We start from the raw sequence: 19472 nt of genomic DNA on the forward strand, positions 1-19472 counted from the left end.
GTTCGGGCCGGCGATCGAAGCAGATCCGGCTGTTGCCGCCTCCACGTACGAGTCGCGGCGTGCGACCCGCCCACTTACGCTCGACCAGTTGACGCCTAGCTCATGCGGGGGAACATGCGGCTTCTGGTGACGGGTGGCGGAGGGTTCATCGGGTCCAACCTCGTGCGCATTGCGATGAAACACCCCCGAGTGAGTGATGTCCGTGTGCTCGACGACTTCTCGACCGGTCGCGAGGAGAATCTCGTCGGTGTGCCGGTCGACCTTCAGCGCGGGTCGGTGCGCGATCCCTCCGCGCTCATGATGTCCCTGAGGGGCATCGACAGCGTGATCCATCTCGCCGCCATCCCGAGCGTTCCGCGATCGCTGGCCGATCCGCGCACCTCGTACGAGGTGAACGTCTCGGGCACTGTCGAGGTACTGGAGGCGTGTCGCGCCGTCGGCGTCGATCACGTGGTGGTCGCGTCGTCGAGCTCGGTGTACGGCGCAAACCCGGCCGAGTACAAGAACGAGCGTGGATGGGTTCGGCCGCTCAGTCCTTATGCGGCGAGCAAGCTCGCAGCGGAGCAGATCGCGCTGGCTTACCAGGAGTCGTTCGGTCTCAGCGTTTCCGCCTTCCGCTTCTTCAACGTCTATGGGCCTCGACAACCGGCCGGACACACCTACTCCGCCGTCGTCCCAGTGTTCGTCGACGCGTTGCTTCGAGGGGCGCCTGTTCCCGTCCACGGTGACGGCGGGCAGACGCGTGACTTCACGTTCGTCGACGCCGTGTGTCGCGTGCTCATCGAGTCGGCGGTGACCGCGGGGGCGCACAGGGAACCGGTGAATCTTGCCTTCGGGACGCGCACGAGTGTCGTCGAGCTCATTGAGATGTTGGAGGCGGTGACGGGCAGAACGGCCACTATCGAGTGGCGCCCTCCGCGACCGGCCGACGTTCGAGCATCCCGCGCCGACGGTGGCCTCCTCCATCAGCTCTATCCCGTCGCCGAGCCGGTCCCGCTCCGAGATGGATTGCGCCGAACCGTGGACTGGTTCGCCACTCGTCCGACATCACACTCCTTCGATTCGTGGTCCAGCACGCTCCGCCCATAGACTTGACCGGTTATGACTGATTCCGCGCCGAATGAAGCGCAACCTTCTTTTGCTGACCTTCTCGCCGACGAGCGACTGGTCCGCGCCCTTGCCGACGTCGGCTACGAGTCGCCGTCACCCATCCAAGCGGAGGCGATCCCTCCACTGCTCGACGGGCACGACATCATCGGTATGGCGCAGACGGGCACCGGCAAGACCGCTGCCTTCGCGCTCCCGATCCTCTCCGGCATCGATGTGACCCGCCCGGAGACCCAGGCCCTCGTACTCGCCCCCACCCGTGAGCTCGCGCTGCAGGTCGCCGAGGCGTTCGCCTCGTACGCGAAGCACCTGCCGGGCCTCAACGTGGTTCCCGTCTACGGCGGTGCCGGCTACTCAGAGCAGCTCGCCGGTCTCCGCAAGGGTGCGCACGTCGTCGTCGGCACCCCCGGTCGTGTGATCGACCACCTCGAGCGCGGCCGCCTCGACCTGACGACGATCTCCTACCTCGTCCTCGACGAGGCCGACGAGATGCTCAAGATGGGGTTCGCCGACGACGTCGAGCGCATCCTGCGCGACACGCCGACGACGAAGCAGGTCGCCCTGTTCTCGGCGACGATGCCGTCGACCATCCGCCGGCTGGCCAGCCAGTACCTCAAGGATCCCGTCGAGGTGAAGGTCAAGTCGCAGACCGTCACCGCCAAGAACGTCCGCCAGCGTTGGCTGCTGGTCCCGCACTTCCGCAAGCTGGACGCCCTGAGCCGCTTCCTCGAGGTCGAGCCGCACGAGGGCGTCATCGTCTTCGTCCGTACGAAGTCGGCCACCGAGGAGCTTGCCGAGCAGCTTCGTGTCCTCGGGCACACCGCCCAGGCGATCAACGGCGACCTCGTCCAGGCCCAGCGCGAGCGCGCGGTCAACGCACTCAAGAGCGGGTCGCTCGACATCCTCGTCGCGACGGACGTCGCTGCCCGTGGGCTCGACGTCGACCGCGTCAGCCACGTCATCAACTACGACATCCCGCACGACCCCGAGGCGTACGTGCACCGGATCGGCCGTACGGGTCGCGCGGGCCGCAGCGGTGACGCCGTCCTGTTCGTCACCCCTCGCGAGCGCCGGCTCCTGAGCGTCATCGAGCGCACCACCGGTCAGCCCGTCACGCCGATGGACATCCCCACCGCCGAGCAGGTCAACGCCCGCCGGGTCGAGCTGTTCGAGGAGGCGATCACCAACGCGCTCGCGAGCCGTGACGTCCACCTCTACCGCGGCATGGTCGGCAAGTACGCCGAGGCGACGGGCGTCGACCCGCTCGACGTCGCCGCGGCGCTGGCCGTCCGTGCACAGGACGGTCGCACCTTCCTGCTCGACGCCAAGGACGACATCCAGCTCTCCGAGCGCGACAAGGGTCGTGACCGTGACCGGGGCGATCGTCCCGAGCGCCCGCAGCGCCCCACACCGGACGGCATGGCCGTCTACCGCCTCGCGGTCGGCAAGCGTCAGCGCGCCACCCCGAAGTCGATCATGGGCGCTCTCGCGAACGAGGGCGGCCTGGGCCGCTCCGACTTCGGCAACATCTCGATCCGGTTCGACCACTCGCTGGTCGAGCTGCCGGACCCGTTGCCGAGCGGCGCCCAGAACGCGCTCAGCCGGACGCGGATCGGCGGCGAGCTGATCCACCTCGAGCGTGACCGCGGTCCGCGTGGAGGTTCGGGATCGGGCGGTCCTCGTCGCAGCGGTGGCGGTCGGCCGTGGGACAACGCGGGCAAGGGCCCGGTACGGTCGGCCAGGGCACCACGACGCAAGGGGTGAGGATGTACGAGCTCGGCACCGTCGTCCAGCACTACGACTGGGGGTCGGCGTCCGTTCTCCCGGACATGCTGGGCGCCCCGGCTGACGGCGACCCGTGGGCGGAGCTGTGGATGGGCACTCATCCGCTCGGCGAGTCGACGGTCCGCCGCGCTGACGGTACGACAGTCCCGCTCAGCGAGGTCGTCGGCGAGACGCTCCCGTACCTGCTCAAGATCCTCGCGATCGCGAAGCCGCTCTCGCTCCAGGTCCACCCCGAGGCCGTCATGGCCGAGCGTGGTTTCGTGCGCGAGAACGAGCGGGGTGTCTCGCTCGACGCCCCGCACCGCGTGTTCAAGGACCCGCACCACAAGCCGGAGATGGTCTACGCACTGACTCCGTTCGAAGGCCTGATCGCGTTCCGGCCGACGGCGGAGGTGTGGCACGTCCTCGAAGGCCTCGAGTCACCTCTCGCGCAGCGGCTGAACGACGAGCTGCGCGCCGACCCGGGCTTCCCGGGTCTCGTGCGGATGGTCGGGCGGCTGCTCTCGCCGTGGATGGGTCCCACCCGCGAGGAGCTCGACGCCTTCGTCGCCGAGTGCCGCGAGAAGTACGCCGCGGGTGCCGACCGCCGGCGCGCGTACGAGACCGTCAGTGAGCTCGCCGCGCACCACGCCGGCGATCCGGGTCTCGTCGTCGCCGCCCTGCTCAACCGCATCCGCCTCGACCCTGGTCAGGCGGCGTTCGTCGAGGTCGGCGTCCTGCACGCCTACCTGAGCGGGACCTGCGTCGAGGTCATGGCCGGTTCGGACAACGTGCTCCGCGCCGGTCTGACCACGAAGCACGTCGAGCCGCACGCGCTGGTGGACTGCGTGCGGATGGGCATGGCCGACGCCCATGTGGTGACGCCGAAGGACGAGGGCGGAGTACGCGTCTTCGCGCCCGGAGTCGACGAGTTCGCGCTCGCCGTGGCGACGGTGGGCGGCGAGTCCGTGGCGACGATGCCGGGTGCCGGCCCGCGGATCGTGCTCTGCGTCGACGGAACCGTCACTGTCACCTCGGAGGAGGGCGCGCTGACGCTCACGCCGGGTCGCTCCGCGTTCGTCGCAGCCGCGGACGGCCCCGTACGCGTCGAGGGCGAGGGCACAGCGGTGCAGGCGTTCACGCCGCGCTGAGCCCTACCGTGACCGGAACCGGTCACCGTCATTGACAGTGACCCAGGTCACTCCTAGCGTCGGCTCGGGCTCTGAATCGTTTCAACAGACAACCGTCGGCGACTCGGGGCCACCCGACCCGAGGAGTCCGATGAGTTCCCGTCGTACCCGGCTTCACTCCACAGCCCCCGTCCTGCTCGCCGCCGCCGGTCTCGCTGCCGCGGCCCTCGCCGTTCCGGCCGGTTCGGTCGCGTCGGCCGCGCCGCCGGGGCATCCGTCCCCGACGGCGTCACCCGAGCTCACGGCCCGCACCTTCGCCGATCCCCCCACGTCGGTCCGTCCCAAGTACCGCTGGTGGGTCCCGCTCGCCTACACCGAGGACGGCGAGCTGGAGTCCGAGCTCCAGCAGATGAAGGACGCCGGCGCCGGTGGTGCCGAGGTCGCCGCCTTCTCCGTGGAGGGAAGCGGGAACAACACCAACCCCTTCCTCGAGACGTACGGCTGGGGCACGCCGCGCTGGGCCGAGAAGACCCGCGTGATGATGAAGGCCGCCCGTGACCGGGACCTGAGCCTGGACCTCACCATCAGCCCGCGCTGGCCGGCCACCGTTCCCACCGTCGCCGACGTGAACGACGCGGCCGCGGCGCAGCAGATCGCGTTCGCCACCGAGTTCCACAAGGGCGGCACCGGTCGTACGGGCGCGCTTCCGCGCAATCTCAGCGTCACGGTGCCCTCCGGAGCACGGACCTCGCTGATCGCCGCCGTCGTGGCGAAGTGCGAGGACGCTGCGTGCGCGTCGCAGTCGGCGAAGCCGAAGCTGCTCGACCGCTCCAGCGTCGTGGACGTCACGCAGAAGGTCGACGGTACCGGCAACCTCGACCTCACCTTCGAGGGCGACGCGAACAGCACCTATGCGCTCATCGCGTTCTACCAGCTGCCGACCGGCCAGTCGCTCTCCGGCTACACGCCGACCGGCACCAACTACGTCCTCGACACGCTCAGCGTCGAGGGTGCCAAGGCGACGACGGACTTCTACGACGCCTCCATCCTCACCCCGGACGTCCGCAAGCTGCTCTCCCAGCTGCGGTCGGCCGACTTCTACGAGGACTCGCTGGAGATCGGCACTACCCAGAAGTGGACCTCCGACTTCGTCGCGGAGTGGACGAAGCGCCGTGGGTACTCCCCGGTCACCGTCCTGCCCGCCCTCGCCGGTGCCGGAGACCAGGGCATCACGTCGAAGCCAGCGTTCGACTTCGCCGACGGCTCAGGCGCGCGGGTCCGGACCGACTACCGCCAGACGTGGAGCGACCTCTACATCGCCAACCGCCTCGAGGTGCTCCGTGAGTGGGCGAACCGGCACCACATGCAGACGCGCGTCCAGACGTACGGCGGTCCGATCGACATCACCGAGGCGTCCGGGCACGTCGATGTCCCGGAGGGCGAGTCCCTCGCGTTCGGGCAGAGCGTCGCCGCCTACAGCAACGTCGAGGACTACAAGGTCGTCGCATCGGGCGCTCATCTCGCCGGGTCGCCGGTCGTCTCGGACGAGTGCTGCGCCTTCTCCAACCAGGTGTGGGCGTCGACCGTGGCCGACGCGACGGAGCGGTCGAACCTGCAGGCGGTCTACCGCGGCTTCGCCGGCGGTGTGAACCAGATCGTGTGGCACGGCTTCCCCTACCTCAACCGTGGGCCGGCCGGTGCGGGACAGCAGTCCACGTGGCCCGGCATGACCTACGGCGGCAACACCTCGTGGTCAGAGGCGTTCGGGAGCAAGAACAATCCCAGCTGGTCGGACTACCGGCCGGTCAACGACCATCTCGCCCGCATGCAGATGGTCCTGCGTCAGGGCAAGCCGCGCTTCGACCTCGCCGTCTACCGCCATGACTTCGGCCTCAACGGCACCGGCACCACCGGCACGGGGTCGGACAAGATCCTGCCGAGCTCGTCGGCAACGGCCGCCGCCGGATACACGTACGAGTACCTCAGCCCGGCGCAGCTGCGGAGCAAGGACGCCCGCTACGAGCACGGAGCGCTCTTCCCCGGTGCGTCTGCCTACCAGGCTGTCCTCCTCGACGAGCAGGACACGATGCCCGTCGACACGGCTGAGCGCCTCCTCGCCCTCGCGCGGCGCGGTCTCCCGGTCGTCGTGGTCGGAGACCTGCCGACGTCCGTCCCAGGGCTCGACCACGGCGGCTCGGAGGACGCCGAGCTCCGGCGCGTGGTCGCTGGGCTCATCGCGCAGCGCAGCGTGGTGCGCGTCGACGACGAGCGCAAGGTCCCGGCCGCGCTCGAGCGCCTCCGGGTCGCGCCCGCGGCCGCTGCCTCGGTGCCCTCCGCAGACGTCCTTGCCGTACGGCGGCACGCGAGCGCGAAGGGCGACTCGAGCGACTACTACTACCTGTGGAACCAGACGGGCGCCCGCGCCCACCAGACGATGACGCTCGCCGGTGACGGCACTCCGTACCGGCTGAACACCTGGACCGGCGAGATCACCCCGATCACGGAGTACGAGCGGCACCGGGGCGGGGTCACACTGGACGTGGACCTGGCGGCGCACGACGCCGACGTCGTCGTGCTGACCGAGCGCCGCGACGGGACCTTCCACGGTCGTGGCCGCACCGGCGCCGACGGCACGTCGAAGGCCGGCCGTGGCGCCGACCCTGTGGACATCGCGTCGTGGGACCTCACCGTCGACGGCTGGAGCCCGGGTGCCTCCGGACTCCCCGGCGACACCGCGCACACGCAGCTCGGGCCGGTCGCGATCCGGTCGGAGCAGGGCGAGCCGCTACCGGCCTGGACGTCGATCACACCTGAGAACGGCTTCGACGCCGACCTCGGCGACGTCTCGGGCGTCGGCACCTACACCACGTCGTTCCGACTCGGTGAGGACTGGCGTCGCGTGAGGGAGGCACAGCTCGACCTGGGCCGCGCCGTCGACACCGTCAGCATCACCATCAACGGCAAGGCGCTCCCTCCGGTCGACCAGGCGGACCTCGCGCACATCGAGGTGGGCAAGCACCTCCGCGTGGGAGAGAACACGATCAGCGTGAGGGTGGCCTCGACCCTCCTCAACGCGGTCCGAGTGGCACCAGGCACCGGCGCCTCCGGCCGCGCGAAGATGGACTACGGACTCCTCGGGCCGGTCCGGCTCACGCCGACGTCGGGCGCGGACCCGTACCTCCTCGTCGAGCCGATGGAGCGAGCCGTCCCGCTCGCGTCCGGCGCGTCGAACCGGGCGCGGTTCCTGGTGACCAACCGGTCGTCGCGTCCGGTCGGTGCGGAGGTCGAAGCCGCTGCGCCGGCAGGCGTCACGGCGACGCCTCCGTCCGGCAAGGTCACCGTCCCTGCCGGTGACTCCCGTGTCGTCGAGGTCGTCGTACGCCACGACACGGCCACCGACGACTCGAGGCTCGGTGTCACGGTCGCGGCCGACAACGGTGCTCGGGGGGAGGCGACCGTCACCCTGAACCACACGACCAACCTCGCGGTGAACACCGACGGGGCGCCGTTCCCCGCGCTGCTGGCCGACGCGAGCCAGGACCGCTATCCGGCGCACCTCGCCGTCGACGGCGACGCGGCGACCTTCGCGGTCTCGTACGGGCGTGCCGCCGGCCAGGGGCCGACGCCGGAGCGGCCGTGGCACATCGGCGTGGATCTCGGGCTGCCCGCCGCGCTCGGATCCGTCACCGTGGGTGGGCGCTCGCTCTACGGCTCCCGCGACTACACCCTCGAGGTGTCCGACGACGGATCCACGTGGCGAACGGTCGCCACCGTCGTCGACGCCGCGAAGGAGGGCAGCACCATCGAGCTCGACGCCGTGAAGGCGCGCTACGTCCGCGCCCGGGTCACCAGGGCGTGGGACAACGGCACGGACGCGAACGTCCAGATGAGCGAGCTGGAGGTGCACGCACCCTGACCTCCTGACGCACGAAGGCCCGCCGGGGACTCCCGGCGGGCCTTCGTCGTACGTCGGTAGCTGGTGTCAGCCGTTGATCATGCCCGCACCGACGGTGATGCCGGTGGCCTCGTCGATGAGGACGAACGACCCGGTCGTACGGTTCTTCTCGTACGGGTCGGTGAACAGCGGCGCCGTCGTGCGCAGCTTGACGCGCCCGATCTCGTTGAGCCCGAGCTCACCAGTCTCCTGGTCGCGGTGGAGCGTGTTGATGTCCAGCCGGTACTGGATCTCCTTGACCAGCGCACGGGCGTTGCGCGTCGTGTGCTTGATCGCGAGCTTCTGGCGCGGACGCAGCGGCTCGTTGGTCATCCAGCAGATCATCGCGTCGATGTCCTGCGTCGGGGTCGGCGCGTTCTGCGGGCGACAGATCATGTCGCCGCGCGAGACGTCGAGGTCGTCGGCGAGCCGGACCGTCACCGACATCGGCGGGAAGGCCTCGGTCACCGACTGGTCGAACAGGTCGATGGCCGAGATCGTCGTCTGGAAGCCGCTCGGCAGGACCTGCACCTGGTCACCCGGCTTGAGCACACCGCCGGCGACCTGGCCCGCGTAGCCGCGGTAGTCGTGGAACTCGTCGGACTTCGGACGGACCACGTACTGGACCGGGAAGCGGGTGTCGACGAGGTCGCGGTCGGAGGAGACGTGGACGTTCTCGAGGTGGTGGAGCAGCGAGGTGCCCTGGTACCACGGCATGTTGGCGCTGCGCTCGACCACGTTGTCGCCCTGGAGCGCCGAGATCGGGATGATCGTCAGGTCCGGGATGGTGAGCTTGGCGGCGAACGTGTCGAACTCGTCGCGGATCTTCTCGTAGATCGCCTGGTCGTAGTCGACCAGGTCCATCTTGTTGACCGCGAGCACGAGGTGCGGGACCCGCAGCAGCGAGAGGATCACCGCGTGGCGGCGGCTCTGCTCGGTCAGGCCCGTGCGGGCGTCGACGAGCACGAGCCCCAGGTCGGCCGTCGACGCACCGGTGACCATGTTGCGGGTGTACTGCACGTGGCCAGGCGTGTCGGCGATGATGAACTTGCGCCGGGGCGTCGCGAAGTAGCGGTAGGCCACGTCGATCGTGATGCCCTGCTCGCGCTCGGAGCGGAGCCCGTCGGTGAGCAGCGCGAGATCGGTGTAGTCGTAGCCCTTGTCCGCCGACGTCCTCTCGACGGCCTCGAGCTGGTCCTCGAAGATCGCCTTCGAGTCGAGCAGGAGCCGACCGATCAGCGTGGACTTGCCGTCGTCGACCGAGCCTGCGGTCGCGAACCGGAGCAGGTCCATGCGCGGTGCCTGGGTCTCGTCGGTGGTCTCGGTGGCGGTCGCGGCCATCAGAAGTAGCCTTCCTTCTTGCGGTCTTCCATGGCGGCCTCGCTGAACCTGTCGTCGCCACGGGTCGCGCCGCGCTCGGTGACGCGCGCGATCGCGATCTCGTCGATGATCTCGCCCGTGGTCGCCGCAGCGGAGTCCACGCAGCCCGTCAGGGTCATGTCGCCGACCGTGCGGAAGCGTACGAGGCGCTCCTCGACGGTCTCGCCCGACTTCAGCGTGAGGTGGTCGCCCGCCGACAGCAGCATGCCGTCGCGCTCGACGATCTCGCGCTTGTGGGCGAAGTAGATCGACGGGATCTCGATCTTCTCGCGGTGGATGTAGTGCCAGATGTCGAGCTCGGTCCAGTTGGACAGCGGGAAGATCCGCATGTGCTCGCCACCGGAGATGCGGCCGTTGTAGAGGCTCCACAGCTCGGGACGCTGCATCTTGGGATCCCACTGGCCGAACTCGTCGCGGTGGGAGTAGACGCGCTCCTTGGCGCGTGCCTTCTCCTCGTCACGACGCCCACCGCCGAACGCAGCGGTGAAGCCGTGCTCCTCGATCGCGTGGAGAAGGGTGCCGATCTGGAGCCGGTTGCGGCTGGTCTTGCCGTCGTCGACCACGATGCCGTCGGCGATCGCCTGGTCGACCGAGGCGACGATCATCCGCAGGCCGAGACGCTCGACCCAGTGGTCGCGGGTCTGCAGCACCTCGGGGAAGTCGAATCCCGTGTCGACCTGCATCACGGGGAAGGGGACGCGCGCCGGGTAGAAGGCCTTCTCCGCGAGCCGAAGCATCACGATGGAGTCCTTGCCGCCGGAGAACAGCAGGACCGGCTTCTCGAACTCGGCGGCCACCTCACGGAAGATGTGGATTGACTCGGCCTCCAGCTGGTCGAGCTGGCTGAGCCGGTAGTCGTGCATGGGGGTCACCAGGGGTTCTCCCGTCGTTCCTGGGTTGTGCCGGTCTTGGCGCGAACGTTCATCTTATCGAGCCTTCTCAGCGGCAGGAAAAGACGCCGCATCGTGGATGTGCTCCGAGCGGTTGCTTCGGACGATACCGAGGGCGAGCAAGAGCTGGGCCGCCAGGTACGTCACCATCACCCAGACGTCGCCGGGCTCTGGGCGGTCGACGCCGGCGACGTCCATCGCGATCAGGGTGTCGGACAGCAGGAAGAGGGCGCCGCCGACGCCTGCGGTGAGGCTCACCCCGAACGCGGTGACTGCCGTCGCCGTCAGCAGGAGCGAGTACACGAGGATCGGGATCTGGAGCTCGGGGGCCTCGTCGCCCAACGGACCCCACAGGGCGGCGATCGTCGCGGCCCAGGCCACGACCCCGGCCACCACGGCCCACCAGCGTCGGCGCAGGCCGGCCAGGGCGCCGTGCCGGACGAACCACGTGACGAAGCACACGTGGGCTGCCCCGAACCCGGCCATCCCGACGACGAACAGGCCGTCGACCTCGAGCGCGACGTCGCCGACCCACGAGAGGAGCAGTGCGGCCACGAGCAGCCTCGGGCCGCGCTGGCGTACGACCCACAGCGCGAGCGCGGGCATCAGGAGCGCCTTGGTCAGGGAGGCGGCGAGCCCGGCGTCGACGGCCACCAGCACCACGTTGACGGCGCTGAGCGCGAGGAAGAGGATCATGCGCGTTCCTCCTCGCTGGCACGTCGAGCGCGTTCGATGTCGCGCTTCTCCGCGAACAGGTCGACGCCCTCGGGGAGCCCGATGCGGGCGCGGACCAGCGACCAGGCGATCGGGCCGAGGATCACCATCGCGGCGGCGATGATGCCGACCGCGACCGGGGGTACGCCGAGGAGCGAGAGGCCGGTCAGGCTGAGGACGACCACGATGCCGCGACGGACGATACCCTGCGGGACGCGGTTGGCGATGCGGGCGCCCAGGTACGTGCCGGGCGTCCCGCCGACGATCAGCGGGATCAGGATCTCGAAGTCGACGCCGGTCACGATCACATGGGTGATGGCGGCCGAGAGGACGAGCGGCACGGCCTGGACGAGGTCGGTGCCGACGAGCCGTACGGCGGTGAGCGTCGGGTACAGCAGGAGCAGCGACACCATGATCAGGGAGCCCGAGCCGACCGACGTGACGCCGACGAGGAGGCCGCCGATCGCCCCGACGCAGAACGTCGGGAGGGGGCGTACGTGGGGGTCGTCGGTCGACGGCGGGCGACCGAGGCGGGTCGCGCGGACGTTGAGGTACGACCGCAGGGTGTACGTCGCCGCCGTGAGGAGGAGCGCGACGCCGATCGCGGTCTTCACGAACGCGGTCTGGTCCTCGTCGGCGCCGATGGACTCGATGATGAAGGCGCCGGCCGCGGCGGTCGGGACGGACCCGAGCATCAGCCATCCGGCGAGCCGCCAGTTCGGCGAACCGGCGCGGGCGTGGACGGTGGCGCCGACCGACTTGTTGACCGAGGCCGCGACGAGGTCGTTGGCGACCGCTGCCGTGGGGTTGATGCCCAGGAAGATGAGCGCCGGCGTCATGAGGGCGCCGCCGCCCATGCCCGTGAGGCCGACGACGATCCCGACGCCGAAGCTCACCGCGAGGATCGAGAGCGCGGAGTAGGTGAGGACGTCGATCATGCCTCGCTCCAGAGCCCGGCGTCGACGAGTGCGCGTACGACCTCGTCCAGGACGTCGGAGACCGTGCGTCCCGTGGTGTCGACGGAGACGAGGGCGTCGTCGGGCACCTCGTAGGGCGAGGAGATGCCGGTGAACTCAGGGATCACGCCTGCGCGCGCCTTGGCGTACAGGCCCTTGCGGTCGCGGCGTTCGCACTCCTCGAGCGGCGTGGCGACGTGGACGAGCGCGAAGGAGGCGCCGGCCTCCTCGACCATGCTCCGGACGAGTGCGCGGGTGGCGGCGAACGGTGCGATGGGGGAGCAGATCGCGACGCCGCGGTGGCGACCGATCTCGGCGGCCACCCACCCGATGCGGGCGATGTTGGTCTCGCGGTCCTCCTTGGAGAAGCCGAGGCCCTTGCTGAGGTGGTGGCGTACGACGTCGCCGTCGAGGCTGGTGACGGTGCGGCGCCCGTCCTCGAGCACCAGGTCGTACAGGGCTCGAGCGATCGTCGACTTGCCCGAGCCGGACAGCCCCGTGAAGAACACGACGAGACCGCGCTCGTCCAGCGGAGGCTGATCGGCAGTGACGACCGCCGCGACCGTGTCAGCGAGCTCGCCGGTGCCGGGGATCGCGAGGACCTCGTCGGCGTAGGCGCGGAGGACCTCGGCCGTGAGGCCGGCGTCGTCGGTCGCGTCGGGGCGGCGGGTGAGTGCGACCGCGACGACGGCGCGGTCGGGCAGCGCGGCCCGCGCGGCCCGGATGAGGGCGGGAACCGACAGCGTACGGCGAGGGTCGGCGCCGGTGCGCACGAGGAGGACCGCGCGACGCCCGGTGCGCGCCTCGGCGTCGGTGATCACGGCGACGTCCTCGACGGTCAACGGCTGCTCGACGAGCACGGCGAGCGCGTCCGGGTGCGCGGCGCGGACCTCGGCCGGCGCAAGGTGCAGCCGGCGGAACGGTCCGTACGCCGGGAGGTCGAGGGGATCGATCTTGCCCGTCTCCGCGTCGTACGTGGCGAGGGGGAGGCCCTCCGGGTCGAGGAGCTCGACCGGTCCGCTGAGGTCGCGCGGGACGGCCACCTCGAGGCGACGGTCGGCAGGCCACGCGCCCAGCAGCGCGAGCTCGAGGTCCGCGAGCTCGCGAGCGTCGGGGGTCCACTGGGCTCGGTTCACGAAGGCGATTGTGTCACGCGAGATTGAAAACAAACCGAGGTATGGGGAATTTGCGACCAGCGCGACGCGGTGATGCTGGCAGCTTGCATCTGCTTGCAGTTGCAAGCACTATGGAGGGGTGGCAAAGATCAGTGTGGGCAAGACCGTGGGCGACCTCGGCGGCTACCTCAGGGACCAGCGTCGTCAGGCGCAGCTCTCCCTCCGTCAGCTGGCCGACCTGACCGGTGTCTCCAACCCGTACCTGAGCCAGATCGAGCGCGGCCTCCGTCGGCCGTCGGCAGAGGTCCTCCAGCAGATCGCGAAAGCGCTGCGGATCTCCGCCGAGTCCGTGTACGTGCAGGCAGGCCTGCTCGATCCCGACGACTCCATGACAGGCGGCGGCGTCGAAGCGGCCATCGCGACCGACCCTCGACTCGTTGACCCGCAACGGCGCGCCCTGCTCGAGATCTACCGCTCGTTCGTCGGCGAAGCACCCGCTGCTCCGGCCGGCACCGCCGACCAACCAGAGAAGGAGGCTCGTCCATGAGCATCCAGGACAGCATCACCAAGACCATCACCGGACTCCCCGCGACCGCGACGGCTCTCGTCGGCCAGGCCCAGGCCACCGCGACCGCCCTCGTGAGTCAGCTCGCCGACCTCGACCTCGACGATCTCCAGAAGAAGATCGAGTCCGACGCCAAGGCGCTCCCCAGTCAGGCCGGCGCCCTGTACGCCGACGTGCTGAAGCGCGTGAAGGGCGTCGACGTCGACGACCTCTTCGACGGCCTCGAGGACAAGATCGAGGGCAAGCTCGAGGACATCGCCGAGGACGTCAAGGAGCTCGTCATCATGCTGGCCGCCGTCGCCCGCAACGCGGCGACGGAGGCGGCCTCCTCCTCGCCGCTGGCGAAGAAGGGCTCGGCCAAGAAGGCCCCGACCGCCGCTGACCCGGCGGCGGCCGCGGCGGCGGCTGCGGCGGCCACGCCGGCCGCGAAGAAGGCTCCGGCGGCCAGGAAGTCGGCGCCGTCGGCGAAGAAGGCTCCGGTCGCCAAGAAGGCACCGGCAGCGAAGAAGGCCCCCACCGCGAAGAAGTCGGCTCCGGCCGCGAAGAAGGCCCCCGCCGCCAAGAAGTCGGCTCCGGCGGCGAAGAAGTCGGCCCCGGCAGCGCCGGCGGTCAAGAAGGCCCCCGCCGCCAAGAAGGCACCGGCAGCCAAGAAGTCGGCACCTGCTGCCCCGGCGGCAGCCAAGAAGGCGACCGCGCCCACGACGGACGCGCCGTCCTCCGACGCCAGCTGAGGCATCGGCACTCTCCGTACGAGCACCGTCGGGGTCTGTCTCTCGGGATAGGCTCTGACGGTGTTCGTACTCTTTTCAGTCCAGTCGCTCGTCGAGGCCCTCATCACCCTCCTGATGATCGGTGCCAAGGGCTTCGCGATGGTGGACGCCGTCTCGCGCACGCCGCAGGCGTTCGTCGCTGCCGACAAGCAGACGAAGCCGTTCTGGCTCATCGTGCTCGGGCTGTCCCTCGTGGCCAACCTCCTCATCTGGTACCCGCTCAGCATTCTCAACCTCGTCGGCATCGTGGCGGCACTCGTCTACCTCGCGGACGCGCGCCCGGCGCTCCAGCAGGTCAGCGGCCGGTGACGGCGTCGAAGCCACGTCCTGACGTTCCCGCGCAGCACGTCGGACCCCTCGACCTGGTCGCCTTCACGTGCGAGCTCGCGGCGATGGTCCTGCTCGGCTTCGCCGGATGGTCCCTCGGTGACGGCTGGTGGCGCGGCGCGGTGCTGGCGGTCGCCCTGGTCGCCGTCGCCGTGTGGTTCTGGGGGCGTTGGCTTGCGCCGACCTCGCCGCGCCGCGTCCCGATGCCCCACCGGCTGTGGGTGAAGGCGGGCTTCTACGTGGTGGTCGGCGTCCTCGGCACGCTCGCCGGCTACCCGGTGTGGGCGCTCCTGCTCGTCGCCGTCGCGGTGACCGCCGCGGTCCTGCGCCGCGACTGACGCGCCGGCGACGCGCCGTACCAGAACTTCGTCGAACACCTGTTCGACGTTGTCGTATGCTGGACGGATGTCGGTGCAGTTCCAGGGCTCCCTCTTCGACTCGTCCGACGAGCCCACGCTGGGTCCTCTCGAGGGCCACGTCACCCGCCACGAGCTGTCTGCCGGGGCGTGGGTCGACGTACGCCCGCGCTGGGTCGACGGCTCCGACGAGCTCTTCACCCATCTCCACGACACCGTGGCGTGGCGTGCCGACGAGCGAGAGATGTACGAGCGGGTGGTCGCCGTCCCGCGCCTGCTCGCGTGGTTCGGCGAACGAACCGTCTGGCCGCACGAGGTGCTCGACGAGGCGCGCGAGCAGCTCGGGGACTTCTACGAGCACGAGCTGGGGGAGCGGTTCGCGACGGCGGGGCTGTGCCTCTACCGCGACGGGCGCGACTCGGTCGCGTGGCACGGTGACCGCATCGGCCGGGGACGCTCCCAGAACACGATGGTCGCGATCCTGTCCCTCGGCTCGCCGCGCCGGCTCGCGCTTCGGCCCCGTGGAGGAGGCACGTCGCTCTCGTTCACGCTCGGGTCGGGCGACCTGCTGGTGATGGGTGGCACCTGCCAGCGCACGTGGGAGCACGCGATCCCCAAGACGGCCAAGCCGGTCGGCCCTCGCATCAGTGTCCAGCTCCGTCCGCGCGGCGTGCTCTAGGCCGCCGCAACGCACGAGGCCACGGCTCCTGGGACGAAGCCACGCCTAGAGCGCGCGCTTCGAACCAGTAGACGTGGCTTCGTCAGGCTCAGCCCGTTGGGTCAGCCCTTGGGGCCGCGGCGCTTCGAACGGGCGCGCTCGCCGGCGTCGAGGATCACCTTGCGGATGCGTACGGCGGTCGGCGTGACCTCGACGCACTCGTCCTCGCGGCAGAACTCGAGGCTCTGCTCGAGCGACAGCCTGCGCGGCGGGATCAGCTTCTCGAAGTTGTCGGAGGTGGCGGACCGGATGTTGGTCTGCTTCTTCTCCTTGGTGATGTTGACGTCCATGTCGTCGTCGCGGCTGTTCTCGCCGACGATCATGCCCTCGTACACCTCGGTCGTGGGCTCGACGAACATGACGCCTCGCTCCTGCAGGCTCGTCATCGCGTACGCCGAGGCGGCGCCGGCGCGGTCCGCGACGAGCGAGCCGCTCGGGCGGGTCGAGATGTCGCCCAGCCACGGCTCGTACCCCTCGAACACGTGGTGCGCGATGCCGGTGCCACGGGTGTCGGTGAGGAACTCCGTACGGAAGCCGATGAGGCCCCGCGCCGGCACCACGAACTCCATGCGGACCCAGCCGGTGCCGTGGTTCGTCATCTGCTCCATGCGGCCCTTGCGGACGGCGAGGAGCTGGGTGACCGTGCCGAGGTACTCCTCGGGGCAGTCGATCGTCAGGCGCTCGACGGGCTCGTGGACCTTGCCGTCGACGATGCGGGTGACGACCTCCGGCTTGCCGACCGTCAGCTCGAAGCCCTCGCGACGCATCTGCTCGACGAGGATCGCCAGCGCCAGCTCGCCACGACCCTGCACCTCCCACGCGTCGGGACGCTCGGTCGGCAGCACCTTGATCGAGACGTTGCCGACCAGCTCGCGCTCGAGGCGGTCCTTGACGAGTCGGGCGGTGACCTTCGTCGCCTTCTCGCGCCCCGCGAGCGGCGAGGTGTTGGTGCCGATGGTCATCGAGATCGCCGGCTCGTCGACCTGGATCAGTGGGAGCGGCTGCGGGTTCTCGGGGTCGGCGAGCGTCTCGCCGATCATGATCTCGGGGATGCCGGCGACCGCGACGATGTCGCCGGGGCCTGCCTCCTCGGCGGGGACCCGCTCGAGCGCCTCGGTCTTGAGGAGCTCGGTGATCTTGACGCGCTCGACCGAGCCGTCACGCTTGCAGTACGCGACCTGGGCGCCCTTGCGCAGCGTGCCCTCGTGGACGCGGATCAGCGCGAGGCGGCCGAGGAACGGCGACGCGTCGAGGTTGGTGACGTGGGCCTGGAGGGGCGCATCCTCGGTGTAGGTCGGCGCGGGGACCGTGTCGAGGATCGTCTGGAACAGCGGGAGCAGGTCCTCGCTGTCCGGCATGCCTCCGTCCTCGGGCTGCTCCAGCGACGCGCGCCCGGCCTTCGCCGACGCGTAGACGACGGGGAAGTCGAGCGCGTCGGTGTCGGTGGCGTCGTCGAGCAGGTCCATGAACAGCTCGTACGCCTCCTCGACGACCTCGCTGATGCGCGCGTCGGGACGGTCGACCTTGTTCACGACGAGGACGACGGGCATCTTGGCGTGCAGCGCCTTGCGGAGGACGAACCGCGTCTGCGGCAGCGGCCCCTCGGAGGCGTCGACGAGCAGGACGACACCGTCGACCATCGACAGGCCGCGCTCGACCTCGCCACCGAAGTCGGCGTGGCCGGGGGTGTCGATGATGTTGATCGTGACGCCGCCGTCGGGGGCGCCGGGGCCGGCGTACTGGACCGCAGTGTTCTTCGCGAGGATCGTGATGCCCTTCTCGCGCTCGAGGTCACCGGAGTCCATGGCGCGCTCGGCGAGCTGGTGGTGCTCGTCGTAGCTGCCCTGCTGCTGCAGCATCGCGTCGACGAGGGTGGTCTTGCCGTGGTCGACGTGCGCGACGATCGCGACGTTGCGGAGGTCGGAGCGAGTGGGCATGCGCTGACGTTCGGTCCTTGCGTGGGAGAGGCGCCGGACGGTACGCACGGCGCAGAGCGTCCTCCATCCTACCGGTCGGACCGCGATGCACCGCTTCGTGCGGCTCGTGCGACGTCCGGTGTGACGTGCGTCTCGCGTTCGCTCTGCGCATATTGCGATGACATGTGTCGGTGGATGGGGTCATGGTGGACGTTGGGCACCAGGTGGGTGTCGCACAGTCAGGAAGGCTGGCCAGCATGGCCGACACGCAACAGACCTCCGAGCACCCGGAGTACCCGGAGAACATCGACGCCGCGGTCCTCAAGATCGCCGGCGTCGTCATCCTCGGCGTCATCATGTCGATCCTCGACATCACCGTCGTCAACGTGGCGCTCCCGACGTTCCAGGAGGAGTTCGGCTCGGCGGCCGACCCGCTCGCCTACTCGCACGTCGCGTGGACGGTGACCGCCTACACGCTCGCGCTCGCGACCGTCATCCCGCTGACGGGCTGGGCCGCCGACCGGTTCGGGACGAAGCGGCTCTTCATCGTGGCCATCGGCCTCTTCACCGCAGGCTCGGTCCTGTGTGCGACCGCGGAGAGCATCAACACCCTGATCGCCTACCGGGTCCTGCAGGGCCTCGGCGGCGGCATGATCATGCCGCTCGGCATGACGATCATGACCCGCGCCGCAGGACCGAAGCGCATGGGCCGTCTCATGGCCGTCATGGGCATCCCGATGCTGCTCGGCCCGATCATGGGCCCGATCATCGGCGGCTACCTCATCGAGCACGCGAGCTGGCACTGGATCTTCCTGATCAACCTGCCGATCGGCATCGCGACGATCATCTACGCCTGGTTCGCGCTGCCGGGTGACCGCCCGGAGCCGTCGGAGTCGTTCGACTTCGTCGGCATGCTGCTGCTGTCGCCCGGTCTCGCGCTGTTCCTGTTCGGCGTCTCGTCGATCCCCGAGAAGGGCACGTTCGCCGACCCGCAGGTCTGGGTGTCGATGGTCGTCGGTGCGGTGCTGATGCTGGCATTCGTCTGGCACTCGTTCCGCCCGGAGCATCCGCTCCTGGACCTGCGCCTGTTCCGCAACCGAGACGTCACCCTCGCGGTGATCATCATGTTCCTGTTCGTCACCGCGTTCTTCGGGAGCCTGCTCCTCGTCCCGACCTACTTCCAGCAGGTGCGCGGCGAGTCGACGCTCGACGCGGGTCTCCTGGTGGCCTCCCAGGGCATCGGTGCGATGGTGACGATGCCGATCGCCGGCCGGCTGGTCGACCATGTCCCGATCGGACGCATCGTCCCGTTCGGCATCGTCGGCATCCTGATCGGCATGCTGCCGCTGACGCAGATCACCTCGACGACGAGCTATCCGACGATCGTGATCGCGCTGTTCGTGATGGGACTCGGCATGGGCGCCACGATGATGCCGATGTTCACGTCCGCGCTGCGGAGCCTCAGGCCGCACGAGGTCGCGCGCGGCACGACGCTCATCAACATCAACCAGCAGATCGCGTCGTCGACCGGCGTCGCGGTGATGTCGGTCCTGCTCACGAACTGGCTGCCCACCGAGAAGATCTGGTACGCCGTGGTGGGCACGTGGCAGAACCCGCAGCTGGTGCCGCAGCTCGGTGGCCAGGAGGTCGTCGACGGCCTCCTCGCTGACGCCGGGCAGGCGTTCGCCAACACGTTCTGGGTCGCGTGGGTGCTCGTGCTCATCACGCTGATCCCGGTCGCGCTGCTGCCCCGCAAGTACGAGGACGTTCCGGAGGCCACGGCCGAGGGCGTCGAGCCGGCGCCGCCGCCGATGCACTGAGGCGCGACGC

16 protein-coding genes are annotated in these 19472 nt (G+C 69.8%); 10 read left to right on the forward strand and 6 right to left on the reverse strand.

Annotation, left to right across the window (positions count from 1 at the left end; genetic code table 11):
- Positions 1-114: 114 nt before the first annotated feature.
- The 4 genes from AB3M34_RS03105 to AB3M34_RS03120 all read left to right on the forward strand — a co-directional run bounded on the left by AB3M34_RS03105 (position 115) and on the right by AB3M34_RS03120 (position 7917).
- Positions 115-1089 (forward strand): NAD-dependent epimerase/dehydratase family protein, encoded by a 975-nt coding sequence (locus tag AB3M34_RS03105; protein WP_370619937.1) that lies wholly within the window; start codon positions 115-117, stop codon positions 1087-1089.
- Positions 1090-1101: 12 nt separating this feature from the next.
- Positions 1102-2871 (forward strand): DEAD/DEAH box helicase, encoded by a 1770-nt coding sequence (locus AB3M34_RS03110; RefSeq protein ID WP_370617619.1) that lies wholly within the window; start codon positions 1102-1104, stop codon positions 2869-2871.
- Positions 2872-2873: 2 nt separating this feature from the next.
- Complete coding sequence (gene manA / locus AB3M34_RS03115; protein ID WP_370617620.1) at positions 2874-4022, forward strand: mannose-6-phosphate isomerase, class I; 1149 nt, start codon at positions 2874-2876, stop codon at positions 4020-4022.
- A 130-nt stretch (positions 4023-4152) separates the two neighbouring features.
- Positions 4153-7917, forward strand: a complete 3765-nt coding sequence (locus tag AB3M34_RS03120; protein ID WP_370617621.1) for a glycosyl hydrolase — start codon at positions 4153-4155, stop codon at positions 7915-7917.
- A 66-nt stretch (positions 7918-7983) separates the two neighbouring features.
- Here AB3M34_RS03120 and AB3M34_RS03125 read toward each other — a convergent pair whose 3' ends face one another.
- The 5 genes from AB3M34_RS03125 to cysC are packed head-to-tail and all read right to left on the reverse strand — an operon-like array spanning position 7984 to position 13011.
- The gene (locus tag AB3M34_RS03125) at positions 7984-9276 is read right to left on the reverse strand and encodes a sulfate adenylyltransferase subunit 1 (protein ID WP_370617622.1); all 1293 of its coding nucleotides are present in this window, start codon (positions 9274-9276) and stop codon (positions 7984-7986) included.
- The gene (cysD, locus tag AB3M34_RS03130; protein WP_370617623.1) at positions 9276-10187 is read right to left on the reverse strand and encodes a sulfate adenylyltransferase subunit CysD; all 912 of its coding nucleotides are present in this window, start codon (positions 10185-10187) and stop codon (positions 9276-9278) included. The genes AB3M34_RS03125 and cysD overlap by 1 nt, the downstream gene beginning before the upstream one ends.
- 54 nt (positions 10188-10241) lie before the next feature.
- The gene (locus AB3M34_RS03135; protein ID WP_370617624.1) at positions 10242-10901 is read right to left on the reverse strand and encodes a lysoplasmalogenase; all 660 of its coding nucleotides are present in this window, start codon (positions 10899-10901) and stop codon (positions 10242-10244) included.
- Complete coding sequence (locus AB3M34_RS03140; protein ID WP_370617625.1) at positions 10898-11857, reverse strand: sulfite exporter TauE/SafE family protein; 960 nt, start codon at positions 11855-11857, stop codon at positions 10898-10900. The genes AB3M34_RS03135 and AB3M34_RS03140 overlap by 4 nt, the downstream gene beginning before the upstream one ends.
- Complete coding sequence (cysC, locus tag AB3M34_RS03145; protein ID WP_370617626.1) at positions 11854-13011, reverse strand: adenylyl-sulfate kinase; 1158 nt, start codon at positions 13009-13011, stop codon at positions 11854-11856. Before cysC ends, AB3M34_RS03140 begins: the two co-directional genes overlap by 4 nt.
- Positions 13012-13129: 118 nt before the next feature.
- Between cysC and AB3M34_RS03150 the strand changes: the two genes are divergently transcribed.
- The 5 genes from AB3M34_RS03150 (at position 13130) to AB3M34_RS03170 (ending at position 15687) form a co-directional block, all read left to right on the forward strand.
- Entirely contained in the window at positions 13130-13537 is a 408-nt protein-coding gene (locus AB3M34_RS03150; RefSeq protein ID WP_370617627.1) for a helix-turn-helix domain-containing protein, read from the forward strand.
- Positions 13534-14286 carry a hypothetical protein gene (locus tag AB3M34_RS03155; RefSeq protein ID WP_370617628.1) on the forward strand — a complete coding sequence of 251 codons (753 nt, stop codon included), beginning with the start codon at positions 13534-13536 and terminating at the stop codon, positions 14284-14286. The genes AB3M34_RS03150 and AB3M34_RS03155 overlap by 4 nt, the downstream gene beginning before the upstream one ends.
- Positions 14287-14346: 60 nt before the next feature.
- Positions 14347-14634: a DUF2516 family protein gene (locus AB3M34_RS03160; RefSeq protein WP_370617629.1), complete on the forward strand. Its 288-nt coding sequence runs from the start codon at positions 14347-14349 to the stop codon at positions 14632-14634.
- The gene (locus AB3M34_RS03165; protein WP_370617630.1) at positions 14631-14990 is read left to right on the forward strand and encodes a YrdB family protein; all 360 of its coding nucleotides are present in this window, start codon (positions 14631-14633) and stop codon (positions 14988-14990) included. Before AB3M34_RS03160 ends, AB3M34_RS03165 begins: the two co-directional genes overlap by 4 nt.
- Positions 14991-15057: 67 nt before the next feature.
- Positions 15058-15687: an alpha-ketoglutarate-dependent dioxygenase AlkB gene (locus tag AB3M34_RS03170; RefSeq protein WP_370617631.1), complete on the forward strand. Its 630-nt coding sequence runs from the start codon at positions 15058-15060 to the stop codon at positions 15685-15687.
- Between the two features lie 101 nt (positions 15688-15788).
- On the opposite strand, the gene typA is transcribed toward AB3M34_RS03170, so the two are convergent.
- A complete protein-coding gene (typA, locus tag AB3M34_RS03175) occupies positions 15789-17663 on the reverse strand; it encodes a translational GTPase TypA (RefSeq protein ID WP_370617632.1) in 1875 nt (624 codons plus the stop codon).
- Positions 17664-17899: 236 nt separating this feature from the next.
- Here typA and AB3M34_RS03180 point away from each other — a divergent pair, with 236 nt between their 5' ends.
- Entirely contained in the window at positions 17900-19462 is a 1563-nt protein-coding gene (locus AB3M34_RS03180; protein WP_370617633.1) for a DHA2 family efflux MFS transporter permease subunit, read from the forward strand.
- The last annotated feature ends 10 nt before the right edge of the window (positions 19463-19472 follow it).

It is taken from the genome of Mumia sp. Pv4-285, from assembly GCF_041320275.1.
GTDB classification, from domain to species: domain Bacteria; phylum Actinomycetota; class Actinomycetes; order Propionibacteriales; family Nocardioidaceae; genus Mumia; species Mumia qirimensis.